Origin of the sequence: Pseudomonas sp. 06C 126 (genome assembly GCF_001855215.1) — a bacterium.
Taxonomy (GTDB): Bacteria; Pseudomonadota; Gammaproteobacteria; order Pseudomonadales; family Pseudomonadaceae; genus Aquipseudomonas; species Aquipseudomonas proteolytica.
Genome location: NZ_MIFU01000073.1, coordinates 59,394 through 74,048 on the forward strand (window position 1 = coordinate 59,394; position 14,655 = coordinate 74,048).

Below are 14,655 nucleotides of genomic sequence, written 5' to 3' on the forward strand. Positions count from 1 at the left end.
TGGCGCAGGTTTACGCTAGAATGCACGGCCTCAAAGCACACCCCCTTCCCGAGGCTGTCCCGAAGATGTTGATCCTGCGCGGCGCTCCTGCCCTTTCTGCCTTTCGCCACAGCAAACTCCTTGAGCAACTGAGCCAGAAGGTTCCAGCTGTCACTGGCTTGTATGCTGAATTTGCTCACTTCGCCGACGTTAACGGCGTTTTGACCGCCGACGAACAGCAAGTGCTGGCACGCCTTCTGAAGTACGGCCCCAGCGTTCCCGTTCAAGAGCCGACCGGCCGCTTGTTCCTGGTTCTGCCGCGGTTCGGCACCATCTCGCCCTGGTCGAGCAAGGCCAGCGATATCGCCCGCAACTGCGGCCTGGAAAAAATCCAGCGCCTGGAACGCGGGATCGCCTTCTACGTGGCGGGCCAGTTCAGCGATGCCGAAGCCGAGCTGATCGCCAGCAGCCTGCACGACCGCATGACCCAGATCATCGTCAGCCAGCTGGAACAGGCCGCCGGCCTGTTCAGCCACGCCGAGCCCAAGCCGCTTACTGCGATTGACGTGCTCGGCGGTGGCCGCGCGGCCCTCGAGAAGGCCAACACCGAGCTGGGCCTGGCCCTGGCTGAAGACGAAATTGACTACCTGGTCAACGCCTTCAACGGTTTGCAGCGCAACCCCCACGACATCGAACTGATGATGTTCGCCCAGGCCAACTCCGAGCACTGCCGGCACAAGATCTTCAACGCCAGTTGGGACATTGACGGCCAGAGCCAGGAAAAAAGCCTGTTCGGCATGATCAAGAACACCTACGTGATGCACAGCGAAGGCGTTCTGTCGGCTTATAAAGACAACGCCTCGGTGATCGTCGGCAGCGTTGCCGGCCGTTTCTTCCCGGACCCTGAAACCCGCCAGTACGGCGCGGTGCAGGAGCCGGTGCATATCCTGATGAAGGTCGAGACCCACAACCACCCGACCGCAATTGCCCCGTTCCCGGGCGCAGCCACCGGCTCGGGCGGCGAGATTCGCGACGAAGGTGCAACCGGCCGTGGCGCCAAGCCCAAGGCGGGCCTGACCGGTTTCACCGTGTCCAACCTGCAGATCCCAGGCTTCGAACAGCCATGGGAAGTGCCGTACGGCAAGCCTGAGCGCATCGTTACTGCGCTGGACATCATGATCGAAGGCCCGCTGGGCGGCGCCGCGTTCAACAACGAATTCGGGCGCCCGGCGCTGACCGGTTACTTCCGTACCTTCGAGCAGTCCATCACCACCCCCCGTGGCGATGAAGTGCGCGGTTACCACAAGCCAATCATGTTGGCCGGCGGCATGGGCAACATCCGTGAAGACCACGTGCAGAAGGGCGAGATCCTGGTCGGCTCCAAGCTGATCGTGCTTGGCGGCCCGGCGATGCTGATCGGCCTGGGCGGCGGTGCCGCTTCCTCGATGGCCACCGGCACCAGCTCGGCAGACCTGGATTTTGCTTCCGTACAGCGCGAAAACCCCGAGATGGAGCGTCGCTGCCAGGAAGTCATCGACCGTTGCTGGCAGTTGGGTGACAAGAACCCCATCAGCTTTATCCACGACGTCGGCGCCGGTGGTTTGTCCAACGCCTTCCCTGAGCTGGTCAACGATGGCGACCGTGGTGGCCGTTTCGAACTGCGCAACATTCCAAATGACGAGCCGGGCATGGCCCCGCACGAAATCTGGAGCAACGAATCCCAGGAACGTTACGTACTGGCCGTTGGCCCGGCGGACTTCGAACGCTTCCAGGCCATCTGCGAGCGCGAGCGCTGCCCGTTTGCGGTGGTCGGCGAAGCCACTGCCGAGCCGCAACTGACTGTCACCGACAGCCACTTCGGCAACAGCCCGGTAGACATGCCCCTTGAAGTGCTGCTGGGCAAAGCCCCACGCATGCACCGCTCGGCGGTACGTGAAGCCGAGTTGGGCGATGATTTCGACCCAAGCACACTGGAACTGGCCGACAGCATCGAACGCGTGCTGCACCACCCGGCCGTGGCGAGCAAAAGCTTCCTGATCACCATCGGCGACCGCACCATCACCGGCCTGGTTGCCCGTGACCAAATGGTCGGCCCATGGCAGGTTCCAGTGGCTGACGTTGCCGTCACTGCCACCAGCTTCGACGTGTATACCGGTGAAGCCATGGCCATGGGCGAGCGCACGCCGCTGGCCCTGCTGGACGCCCCGGCGTCGGGCCGCATGGCCATTGGTGAAACCCTCACCAACATCGCGGCTTCCCGTATTGGCAAGCTGTCCGACATCAAACTGTCGGCCAACTGGATGTCGGCCGCCGGTCATCCGGGCGAAGATGCGCGCCTGTACGACACTGTAAAAGCGGTCGGCATGGAGCTGTGCCCCGAGTTGGGCATCACCATCCCGGTGGGCAAGGACTCCATGTCCATGGCCACCCGCTGGAACGAAGATGGCAGCGACAAGAGCGTCACTTCGCCGCTGTCGTTGATCGTTACCGGCTTCGCCCCGGTCACCGATATCCGCCAGACCCTGACCCCGCAACTGCGCATGGACAAGGGCACCACCGATCTGATCCTGATCGACCTGGGCCGTGGCCAGAACCGCATGGGCGCCTCGATCCTGGCGCAGACCCACGGCAAACTCGGCAAACACGCGCCGGACGTGGATGATGCGGAAGACCTCAAAGCCTTCTTCGCCGTGATCCAGGGCCTGAATGCCGACGGCCACCTGCTGGCTTACCACGACCGTTCCGACGGTGGTTTGCTGACCAGCGTTGTAGAGATGGCGTTCGCCGGTCACTGCGGCCTGAACATCGTGCTCGACAGCGTTGCCGAGGATGCTGCCGAGATCAACGGCATCCTGTTCAACGAAGAGTTGGGCGCGGTGATCCAGGTGCGCCAGGACGCCACCCCGGATGTACTCGCACAATTCAGCGCCGCTGGCCTGGATGATTGCGTGGCGGTGATTGGCCAGCCGATCAACAACGGCGAAATCAATATCTCGTTCAACGGCGATACCGTGTTTGCCGGCCAGCGCCGCTTGCTGCAACGCCAGTGGGCCGAGACCAGCTACCAGATCCAGCGCCTGCGCGACAACGTCGACTGCGCCGAGCAAGAGTTCGAGGTGATCCTGGAAGAAGACAACCCGGGCCTGAGCGCCAAGCTCAGCTTCGACGTCAACCAGGACATCGCCGCGCCTTACATCAAGAAAGGCATCCGTCCTCAAGTTGCCGTACTGCGTGAGCAGGGCGTCAACGGCCAGGTGGAGATGGCGGCGGCGTTCGACCGTGCCGGCTTCAACGCGATCGATGTGCACATGAGCGACATCCTCGCCGGCCGTGTTGACCTCGACGAGTTCAAAGGCCTGGTGGCCTGCGGTGGTTTCTCCTACGGCGACGTACTGGGTGCCGGTGAAGGCTGGGCCAAGTCGGCCCTGTTCAACAGCCGTGCCCGCGATGCGTTCCAGGGGTTCTTCGAGCGTAACGACAGCTTCACCCTGGGTGTGTGCAACGGTTGCCAGATGATGTCCAACCTCAGCGAGCTGATCCCGGGCAGCGAGTTCTGGCCGCACTTTGTGCGCAACCGTTCCGAGCAGTTCGAAGCCCGTGTGGCCATGGTGCAGGTGCAGGAATCCAACTCGATCTTCCTGCAAGGCATGGCCGGTTCGCGCATGCCAATCGCCATCGCCCACGGTGAAGGCCATGCCGAGTTCGAGAGCGAAGAAGCCCTGTTGGAAGCCGATCTGTCCGGCACCGTGGCCCTGCGCTTTGTCGACAACCACGGCAAGGTCACCGAAAGCTACCCGGCCAACCCGAACGGCTCGCCGCGCGGGATCACCGGCCTTACCAGCCGCGACGGTCGCGTGACCATCATGATGCCGCACCCGGAGCGTGTATTCCGCGCCGTGCAGAACTCCTGGCGCCCTGAAGAGTGGAACGAAGACGGCGCGTGGATGCGCATGTTCCGTAACGCTCGCGTGTGGGTGAACTAAGGCTGTGTACAAGCTCAGCTTCTTTGTGCCCGACAGCCATGTGGAGACGGTGAAAACTGCCGTCTTCGCAGCCGGCGGCGGGCGCATCGGCAACTACGACAGCTGCGCCTGGCAAGTGCTGGGCCAGGGCCAATTCCGCGCGTTGGATGGCAGCCAGCCGTTTATCGGGCAGGTCGGCCAGGTTGAAGTGGTTGAGGAGTGGAAGGTTGAGCTGGTGGTGGCTGATGAGCTGATCGTGGCGGTTGTGGCTGCGTTGAAGCTCAGCCACCCCTACGAGACACCGGCGTATGAGGTGTGGCAGTTGGCGGATTTCTGATTCGTAGGCTGCATAAACAAGAAACCCGCTGGGCCAGTTTGGTCAGCGGGTTTTTTGTTGCCTGTGATAGCCCTCGATACCTACACAATAAGCAGATAGGGCCGTTGTGGCGAGCGGGCTTGCCCCGCGTTGGGCTGCGAAGCAGCCCCAAAATCAGCCGCTACGGAGTATCTGATATACCGCATTCGGCTTACTGGGGCTGCTTCGCAGCCCAGCGCGGGCAAGCCCGCTCGCCACGGGGAAGTTTGTTAGTTATTGGACGTTGTGTGGATAGCTATGCTGCGATAGCCCGTCCAAACAACCTGCCCTCTCTACCGGGAAGGCGGATTTTTGCCCGGCTTATGGCGCGGGCGTGAGTTTTACCTCGGCACGAATGGCGTCGATCAAGGTGGTCTGGTAGACAAAGCGCTGCTCGGTCATGCCCCAGCGATCGATGAAGAACATGCCCTGATCGTCCACCTGGATCGGGGTCGAGACGATTTCCCCTGTTCTGGATTTATGCAGCAGGTTGGTTTCTGCCGTGGACGGGCGTTCGACCAGAAAGTGCCCGGACACTTTCAGTCGCGTGCGGTCCAGCGGTACGAAGGCGGTCGGTTCGCGGATGTCGGCGATGCCGACCTGCAAGGTGAAGTCGCTGCGCAGGGCGGCCCAGCGGGTTTCCAGGTTCGTCTCCCAGCGACCGGGCTGGATGGGGAGTGAGCGGCTGGGCGCTGCGTCGCGGATGTGCAGGCTGGCGGCGCCTTGCAGCTCGGCCAGGCCAGGCACTTGCAGGTGGGTGTTGGTGTGGGCGCTGCCGATGAACGCCACCCATTTGTGCGCGCCGTGTGCCGCCTGGTCGGCGTCGATCACCCGGGAGGCGAAGTAGCTGAACATCTGGTTGCGCGCTTCAGGGTTGGCGCCCTTGACGTAATAACTGGCGGTGCAATCGAGCGCTCGCACGCGCAGCCCGTGTTTGTTGGCTTGCTGGATCACTTCAAAATAGCTGTTGGCGCCGCTGTAGAGCGGCATATGCCCGGCATCCTGGCGTTTGAGGTAGTCCTTGAGCGCGGGCGACAGGCGTTTTGACTGGCGCAAGGCATCCAACTCCGCCTGGTGCAAGTCGGTGAGTAAATGTTCGACGTACAGCGTGTCGAACTTCAGCGCCTTGAGTTGCTTCATGTGTTTGATCAGGAACGCTTTGCTCGCCTGCGCGCTGTGCGCCTCGCCGATGACCAGCCCCGCCAGTTGGCTTTCACTCACCGCACGCAAAAACGGCTCCGGCAGCGTTTGGCCGTTGAGCCGCGACAATTCCGGGCGGGCCGGCAGGGTGTGCTGGCTGAAATACTGCTGGGCATCCAGGGTCAGACGGTCTCGTGTGCTTTTGAAGGCCGAAAACGCCTTGCGATGCGCGGGCGCCGGCAGGTAACGGGTGTCCAGCCCGCGATACTGGTTGGACTGGGCCAGGATGCTTTCGCGCAGGTCGGCAGCCAGATCGTAGTCGCTGAAATGCGTGACCGTTGCCTCCGCCATCGACGGGCATGGCGATATTACGGGGCGTTCAGGCGCGCGCACGGCCAGGGTGTAATCGGCTGTGGTGTCGCCCGCATCAATGCGCAAACCCACGGCCTGATCAGCGCCGACATCCTCCACGCGTACGGCAATTGCTTTGTGCAGGTCGGCCAGGCCCGGCGCCTGATCGGTTGTGGTCATGCGTGCCGGGTCCATCAGGGCGATCCAGCGTTCATCGGGCACGGCTTCGCTGTCGGCCAGCAGGACTTTGTGCGAGTAGAAGTTGCGCAAGGCAGTGCCGCGCGTGGTGGTGGGCGGGGTGTCGCCGAGGTGGAGGGCGTCATCCAGGTCGTAGCAGGTCGAGGCGTCCAGCGCTTTGATCTTGATGCCTTTGGCTGAAGCCTTGCGCACCAGCGCCAGGTAGGAAAATTCGGCGTCGTCGGCAAACCCGAGGGCCTTGTCCACATGCATCAGATGCCGCTCGATGTGCTTCCAGGATTTGCCGCTGTTGAGCTTGTCCAGTTTCGGGCGGAATACATCACTGGGCAGGTATTCGATGTACAGACGCTTGAAGCCTTTGTCGAACAGCGCCTCGAGGTTGTCGATCAGCACCTGTTGGCCGACGCCGCTGTCGGGGATGGCGCCGATGATCAGGTTCGGTGCGCGGGTAAACGCAGCGTTGTCGGTGAGTGCGGCCAGCGAGTTCTCCAACGCGACGGCCGGCACCTCGGCACGGGGCGCCACGGGCGGCTGCTGGCGGAAGAAGTCCTCGGCATCGCGGGTCAGTTGGTTGACCTGTTGCTGGTACACCTCACGCAGCGGTCGCAGGTGCCGGGCCGCTGCGGCCAAGGTGATGTGGGGGTTTTCGTACACCCAGTCGCCCTGTTGGTGCAGTTGCGCCTTGAGGTCGGGGTTGAGCACGTGCTCCAGCTTGTCCGCGTACTTGGCCGGCACCTCATAACGCTTCAGTGCGTCGGGTGTCTGTGGCAGTTTTTCATACTTCGGCGCGCCGCCGATCACGCCAGTGCGTCGCCAAATGCCCAGGTCATCCGGGGCAGCGAGGCGGGTGGTGGACACCAGTTTGCCGGTGACCGGGTCCAGGCGGTAGAGCAGATAGCGCCCGATCGGGTCCGGTGTTTTGTGCGCCCAGAGAAATTCGCCCTGGAACAACACCGATTGCATCCCCGCAGGCTTGAGCGGCGGCGGTTCCAGTGGGCTGATCAGTCTCAGCGCAGGGCTCTGCACAATACGCCTGGGGGCCTGGCGCACGGCAAACTGTTGCAGGGTGCCGAGGGCCGGGCGCAGATCGGTGAACAAGCCGCCGGCGCTGTTGAGCAGGTAACCGATCAAGTGTTCCAGGGCCTGGGCGTTGTCGCCTTGATGGTAGGCGTGCAGAGCGAGCATGCCGTCCTTGAACGCCAGCGCCAGGCCGACGCTCAGGCTCAGTACCGGGAAGGGTGCGGTGGCGATGGCGGCGACCCATTCCACGCACGTCCAGGCGATGCCGCTGATCATCTGGGTGCGGTTGACGGTGGTGGCTTTCACGTCATCCATCGTGCGTTGCAGCTTGAGGTCATACACCTCGCGTCGCAGGTCCTGGATCTGGGTTTGTGCGCGGATCGGGTCATGGCGCGGCGGGCTGACACTGGTTTTATCCAGCCCTTGTGGCAACTGCCGCCGGGCGTCCTCAAGGAAGGTGCGCACCCGCCCCTGGGACTGCACCGCGACGCGCTGCACCAGGTAACCGAGCATGCCGGGGAGTTTTTTCAACAGGTAGTTGAACTGCCTGGCTTCACGCACGCTGATGCCGTCCGGGGCGTTGGGGGTGTAGAGCAGCGTCGGGGCCTCGGCATGGGTGAAGAGGTAGCAGCCGATCACCCATTCGCCGTCGATGCTCAAGCGGTGGATCGCGTGATCACGGCGGATCGCCGGCGAGGTCTGGTCCATGCTGGCGATGCTGCGCTCCAGCCAAGCGCCGTCGAGCGCGGCGATATGCCCTTGCAGGCGGCATTCAAGGGCGGCGCTGCGCAGTTGCCCTTGGGTCAGGGCCAGGGTGGCGTTGCGCCGCAGCGCGTAGTCCGGGCTGTCGACGTTGAGCAGGCGGGTCTTGATCTCATTGATATACCGCTCGCCGATCCAGACCCCGGTGACCGAGCGCGCGACTTTCTCGGCAGTCAACGCGCTCAGGTCCACGCCGTCGGGGCCTTTGAAGCGAGCCGAGCGGGAGAATTTCTCGTCGAGAAAACCGATGCCGTCGGCGTAGCCATCGCGGTACAGCTGGGTGTAGCTGATTGGCGCAGCCTTGGCGAGCGTGGGTGCGTAGGCCCAGACGCTGTCGGGGTCGACGTCGGAGCGCGGGCGCCCAAGCAGCGTGCCCAGGCGCTGGCGCGCCTGCTCATGCAGGTACGCGCTGAAGCTCGGCACCTGCGCCTCGGACAAGGGGTAATCGTTGTAGGCACGCAGACCGCCTTCGGTGTCGTCCGCCAGTTTCATCAGGGTGCGCCGCGTGGGTAGCGGCGCCGCGCGGAACCAGGCGGGGGTGCTGAACTCATCGTCATCCAGGCGCGTGGCCAACACATGGGTGGCCATCGCCTTGAGGCAATCGGCATGGCTGACGGTGGGGCCGAAGCTGATTTCGCGGTGCTCCTGGGCGTGAAACTTGTAGCTCAGGCCGCTGAGCACCTGTTTCATCTTGGCGCGAAAGCGCAGGGCGACGCGGGTGACCAGGTAATCGGTGAGGGTGCCGGGCGGTGACTTGACGCCATTGTCCAGGGTCCAGCCGAGGATGTGATTCTGGCAGGCAACTTCACTGTCGAACGCCTGGAATTGCTGCGCGCGCGGTGCTTGCGGCGTACACAGCAACACGCGGTCGACGGCGCCGCTGGCGTTGCGCCGGCGCAGCACCCACAGGTCTTGCAACTGAGCCTCGTGCAACGCCAGGGTTGAGGCGCTCAGCAACGGGTCGCTGCCTTGGCGCACGCGCTTGATCAGCTCGACATCGTCAGCGCTGAGATGCCCCTGCAGCAGCGCGGTGCAGGCCAGGGCAATGATTCTGTGATCAAGCATGGCCTCGATGGCCTGGCACAGTTCGGTCTTCGCGTGGAGTTGCTTTTGCAAGGTACTGAAGTCGATACGCGGTTGTAGCGTACCCAGTTGCTCCGCGAGCCAGCCTGGTGTCAGCTCGGCGTAGGCGGCGGGCAGTGGCGCGCCGTCGTAGCTGAGGCTGGTTTTTTTCAGGAAGTCGGAGCCGGTGTGCTCATCGTCGGGATGTAGGCCGCGCAAGGCCAGCTCGACCAGGTCGCGCTCGTGGTTGTATTCGCCGATCGGGTTGAGCAAGCGCCGCGTGGTTACCAGCAGGCGTTGCGGTTCGAGGTCGTGGATATCCAGCTCATCGCTCAGGCGCTCCAGCCATTGGTGACGCGCCAGCGCGTAAGGCGTGGCGAGGGCGCCGAACAGTTGCTCCAGATGTTGCCGGGCCTGGTTGTAATGGTGCAGATGTTCGGCGAGTTGAGCGCGTTGGGGGGCGGTGGCGCTGCGGTACCAGTCCGGCGCGCTGTACCGCAGCCAGCGATCGAGCAGCAGTTGGGCACGCCATTGCAGGCGCGCGCTGACGTCGGGAACGGCAGCTGCGATGGCCTGCTCCAGCGCGTTGATCAGGGCTTGCGCGTCGCTGTGCGGGTTGTCCACCAGGCTGAGGGCACGGGTGATGTCATCACTGCGCTTGGCGATCAGTTGGTTGTCGAGGTGTTCGAACAGCGGCCGCTCACTGATCGGGTTCAACCCCAGCGGCCAGATGGCGTGTGGCGTCAACGCCTGGTAGTCGGTGGGCAGCAGGCCCATGAAGTGCGTGCGCTCGGCGGCGGCGTCCAGGCGCTGGAACAGCGCGGTGTCGAGGTCGATGAGGGTGGCAAAAAACTCGATCCCGCGTGAGGGGGTAAACAGCGCCACACGGCCGACCGGTGTGCTCGATTGAAGCTCGCTCACCTGCGGGCTTGAATGTTCGGTCAGCACAAAAGCTGCGGCCAATTCGACGGTTTGCCCTTGGTATTCAAAGGTCAGTGCATACAGGCCTGGGCGTTGTGTGACGCCAAGCGGTATGCGGTCCAGGATCGCCAACTCCTGCGGGTGCAGCAGGCGGTCGGCGCCCGCGAGTGCGGCTTCGTGAGTCAGGGCTGTGTAGCCGGCCTCAAAGGTCATGAAGGATTTACGTGCCTTGCCGTCGATCTGCTCGCGGCGGTCCATGTCCTGCAGTTGTGTGTTCAGCGTGGTTCTGAGGGTGGCCAGCAGGGTCTGGCCTTCAGCGCTTTGCAGATCCCGCTCGGCCAATTCCTGGTACAGCGCACGGCTCTTATCGAGGAACTGTTGCCGGTACTGTTTGAGAAGCGTGTTCAAGCGTTCCAGATAAGCCAGGTCTGCCGACTGGGTTTGCGCAGGCAGCAACGGCCCATCGACATCGAGCAGGTGGTGGCCGATCAGGTTGAGTGAGCCTTTGATCTCGTCAAAGCTCAAGGGGGGATTGGAAGTGCTCACAGGCACGGGCTCCATGCTGAGGGTTAGAGCCGTCAGCATGGGCAGGGCCGCCCCGGGCGGGGCGGTAGATAGGTAGGTCAGGCGCCCGCGCGCACCGGGTTGCGTTGTGCCAGGGCCTTGAGGGCGTCGCTCAAGCCCTGGGCCTGGTCGCCGACCAGCAAATGCCACACGCCGTCTTCAAGCCGGCTGACACCCTGGCAGCCGAGGCTGTTGAGTTGCGCCTGCGACAGGCCTTTTTCATCGGCCAGTTGCAGGCGGATACGGGTCATGGCGATGCAGTCCAGTTGCACCACATTGTCCTGCCCGCCCAATGCATCCAGCCATTGCTGTGCCTGGGCCGTGGCGACTGTAGCGGCGCTGGCCGCTGGCGTTGGCATGGCGGCGCCGGCCACCGGCACGTGATTGGATGAGGGCATCGCCAGGCGGATTTCATCGGCAATGCTATCGGCCAGCGGCCCGACGACGACCTGCAGGCTGCCGCCGTTGCCGGGACGGACCACCGCCATGGCGCCAAGGGCTTTCAACTCGGCATCCAGCGCCTTGTTGCGGTCCACCATGTCCAGGCGCAAGCGCGTGGTGCAGGCGCCGACGCTCAACAGGTTCGCGGCACCGCCCAATGCGCGCAGGTACGCATGGGCCCGCTGGTTATCCGTCATGACCTCGGCCTGGGCCACCTGAATGTCTTCGCGCCCTGGCGTTTTCAGGTTGAAGCGGCGGATGCAGTAGCTGAACACGCTGTAGTAGATCAGCGCATATGCCAGGCCCACGGGCACCACCAGCCAGCCATTGGTGGATTTGCCCCAGCCCAGGACCATGTCGATGAAACCGCCGGAAAAGGTGAAGCCCAGGTGAATGTCCAGCAGGTTGGTGACGGCCATCGACAGGCCTGTCAGCAGCGCATGCAGCAGATACAGGAACGGCGCGAGGAACATGAACGCGAACTCGATCGGCTCGGTCACCCCGGTGAGGAACGAGGTCAGGGCCATCGACAGGAATATCCCACCCATGATCTTGCGCCGCTCCGGCAGGGCATTGCGGTACATCGCCAGGCACGCCGCCGGCAGGCCGAACAGCATCACCGGGAACATGCCGGTCATGAACTGGCCGCCGTTGGGGTCGCCGGCAAAGTAGCGTGTCAGGTCGCCCGTCACCACCGCGCCGGTGGCCGGGTCGGTGAAGCTGCCGAACACGAACCAGGCCATATTGTTGAGGATATGGTGCAGGCCGGTGACGATCAGCAGGCGGTTGAATACGCCAAACACAAACGCCCCCAGGCTGCCGCTTTCCATCAGCAAGACGCCGAAGCCGTTGATGGCGTGCTGCACCGGCGGCCAGATCAGGCCGAACACCACGCCCAGGCCCACTGCCGAGAACCCGGTGACAATCGGCACGAAGCGTCGCCCGCCGAAAAAAGCCAGGTACTCCGGCAGCTTGATGTCCTTGAAGCGGTTGTACAGGGCGCCGGCCATCAAGCCGCTGACGATCCCGGCCAGCATGCCCATGTTGATGGTCGAGTCCAGCACCTTGAGGGTCGAGATCATCACCAGGTAACCGATGGCGCCCGCCAGCCCGGCCGTGCCGTTGTTGTCCCGGGCAAAGCCGACGGCGATACCGATGGCGAAAATCAGGGCCAGGTTGGCAAAGATCGCTTGCCCGGCGTCGTGCATCACCGCGATGTTCAGCAGGTCGGTATCACCCAGGCGCAGCAACAGGCCGGCAATCGGCAGGATGGCGATGGGTAGCATCAATGCGCGGCCCAGGCGTTGCAGGCCTTCGATGAACAATTGGTACATGGCGAGTCTCCTTTTTCTTGTTGTTGTCAGCTCAACGGCCAGTGCTGGTGACAGGCTTGGCGTACGGCCCCGGCGCTGCTCAGGTTGAGCAGGCCCTGGCTCAGTTGCCGGCATTGCGTGGCGTCGAGGTGGCGCACACGGTCTTTGATTTCAGCAATCTGCGGCGGGCTCACTGACAGCTCGCGCACCCCCAGGCCCACCAGCACCGGCGTGGCCAGCGGGTCGGAGGCCAGGGCGCCACACACGCCGACCCAACGGCCATGTTTCGCGGCGCCGGCGCAGGTCTGGGCGATCAGGCGCAACAGCGCCGGGTGCAGTGCATCGACCCGGGCAGCCAGGCCCGCGTGGTCGCGGTCCATGGCCAGGGTGTACTGAGACAGGTCATTGGTGCCGATCGACAAAAAGTCCGCATGCTCGGCCAGTTGCTCGGCCATCAGCGCGGCGGCCGGCACTTCGATCATCACCCCCAGGTCCGGGCGCTGGGTCAACCCCAGTTCAGCGCACAGGTCGTCGAGGCGCTGGCGAATGTGCAGCAACTCGTCCACTTCACTGACCATCGGCAACAGGATCCGACAGCGCTGCAACGGGCTGACCTGCAGCAGGGCGCGCAGTTGCTGGTCGAGCAGTTCCGGGCGTACCTGGGCCATGCGAATGCCGCGCAGGCCCAGCACCGGATTGGCTTCGGCGGGCAGTGGCAGATAGTCGAGCTGTTTGTCGCCGCCCACATCGATGGTGCGAATGATCACTGGTTTGTCGCCCATGGCGTCCAGCACCGCCTGGTAGGCCTGGCGCTGCTCTTGTTCATCGGGCGCGGTGCGGCGCTCGACAAACAGAAATTCGGTGCGCAACAGGCCAACGCCATCGGCGCCGTTTTCATAGGCCATCTGTGCCTCGCTGCTGGAGGCCACATTGGCCGCCACCTCAACGCTTACGCCATCAAGGGTGCTGGCCGCTGTCTGGGCCTGGGCCTGTTGCTGTTGGCGCTGCAGTTTTTGCGCATCGCGGATCTGGTGCACCTCGGCGTGGCGTGCATCATCGGGCGTCAGTTCCAGGCGGCCGTTGGCGGCGTCCAGCACCACACGCTGGCCTTGGGGCACGTCGAACACTTCACTGCCCAGGGCGACCACACAGGGCAGGCCTTTGCCCCGGGCCAGGATCGCCACATGGGAGGTGGCGCCCCCTTCGGCCATGCACAGGCCCGCAGCGTTCTGCTCGCTCAACTGCAGCAGGTCCGAGGGGGTCAATTCATGGGCGGCGACAATGGCGCCGGCCGGCAACTCGAACTGCCAGGCTTCACCCAGCAGCGCCCGCAGGACCCGCTGCTGCAAGTCCCGCAGGTCGTTGGCGCGCTCGGCGAACAACGGCTTGCCCAAGCCCAGCAGTACGGCGCATTGGGCCTGGATCGCATCGCGCCAGGCATGGGTGGCGGCGCTGCCCTGGTCAATGGCCTGGCTGGCGCTGTGCAGCAGGGCAGGGTCTTCCAGCAGGGCCAGGTGGGCTGCGAAGATCTCCTCTTCGTCCACGTCCTTGCGCCGGCGGGCGTGCTCCAGGGTACGGCGGATTTCCCCGCGCACCTGCTCCAGGGCGGCGTCCAGTTGCTGCAACTGCTCATCGGCGACGTGGGTTCGCGGGTCTGCTGGCAACTCGATGCTGCTCATGCGCCACAATGGCCCGCAGACCAGGCCGGGCGCGGCGCAGACACCTTGCAACACACCGGCTTCGGCGGGGGCGCGATGTGCAGGGGCGGCGGCCGGGGCCGGGGCGGTGTGGGGAACCTCCAGCGACAGCGCCGCGAGCAGCGCTTGCAAGGCGGCTTCGCTGTCTTCGCCCTGGCAACTGACGCGCACTTCGTCCTGCTCGCCAATCCCCAGGCCCAGCAGGCCGATCAGGCTGTCGCACGGCGCAGACTTGCCGGCGAAATGCAGGTGCGACTGGCTGCTGAAACCTTGCGCGGTCTTGCGGACCAGCGCAGCGGGGCGTGCATGCAGGCCCCCCTTGTGGGTGATGCGAATGCTGGCGCTGGCGGCGTTGCCGGTGTGCGCGCCAGGCGCTGTGCGGGTGGCCGAGGTGTGGCGCGGGCAGACCTGCATCAGCGGTTGGCCCACGGTCGCCATTTGCATGCTGAACGGTCGCAGCTCGAACTGATCGCTGTTGGTGAGGATGATCAGGCTGATCAGGCTTTTGCACTGGCGGGCGATGCGGTCCAGGTCCAGGCGCACCAGGGCCTGACCGCTGCTCACCCGGGCGCCCTCCTTGACCAGCAGGGCAAAGCCCTCGCCCTTGAGCTCGACGGTGTCGATGCCCACGTGCAACAGGATCTCTGCACCGTTGTCGGCGCGCAGGGTCAGCGCATGCCCGGTGCGGGCAAGGTGAATCACCACGCCATCGCATGGCGCATACAGGCAATCGTTGAGCGGGTCGATGGCCAGGCCATCGCCCATGGCGCCGCTGGCGAACACCTCGTCTGGCACGTTGCCCAGGGTCCGCACCGGCCCGGTCAGGGGCGCGTTGAGGGTCAGGTCATTGTTATTGTTGGTCATGGGCACGGTACTCATCAGGAAAACGC

5 protein-coding genes are annotated in these 14,655 nt (G+C 64.2%); 2 read left to right on the top strand and 3 right to left on the bottom strand.

What is annotated here, in order from left to right; all coding sequences use genetic code 11:
- The first annotated feature begins 65 nt into the window (after positions 1–65).
- Together purL and BHC62_RS08630 are read left to right on the top strand one after the other, a co-directional pair.
- Positions 66–3,962 (top strand): phosphoribosylformylglycinamidine synthase, encoded by a 3,897-nt coding sequence (gene purL / locus BHC62_RS08625; protein ID WP_070994753.1) that lies wholly within the window; start codon positions 66–68, stop codon positions 3,960–3,962.
- Positions 3,963–3,966: 4 nt separating this feature from the next.
- Entirely contained in the window at positions 3,967–4,278 is a 312-nt protein-coding gene (locus BHC62_RS08630) for an NIF3 1 (protein ID WP_015885716.1), read from the top strand.
- Positions 4,279–4,617: 339 nt separating this feature from the next.
- On the opposite strand, the gene BHC62_RS08635 is transcribed toward BHC62_RS08630, so the two are convergent.
- From BHC62_RS08635 to ptsP, 3 genes are all read right to left on the bottom strand, one after another.
- On the bottom strand, positions 4,618–10,296 hold the full coding sequence (locus BHC62_RS08635; RefSeq protein ID WP_070994754.1) for a membrane-targeted effector domain-containing toxin: 5,679 nt from the start codon (positions 10,294–10,296) through the stop codon (positions 4,618–4,620).
- A gap of 77 nt (positions 10,297–10,373) precedes the next feature.
- Complete coding sequence (gene nagE, locus BHC62_RS08640) at positions 10,374–12,089, bottom strand: N-acetylglucosamine-specific PTS transporter subunit IIBC (RefSeq protein ID WP_070994755.1); 1,716 nt, start codon at positions 12,087–12,089, stop codon at positions 10,374–10,376.
- A 26-nt stretch (positions 12,090–12,115) separates the two neighbouring features.
- Positions 12,116–14,629 carry a phosphoenolpyruvate--protein phosphotransferase gene (gene ptsP / locus BHC62_RS08645; protein ID WP_070994756.1) on the bottom strand — a complete coding sequence of 838 codons (2,514 nt, stop codon included), beginning with the start codon at positions 14,627–14,629 and terminating at the stop codon, positions 12,116–12,118.
- Positions 14,630–14,655: the final 26 nt, after the last annotated feature.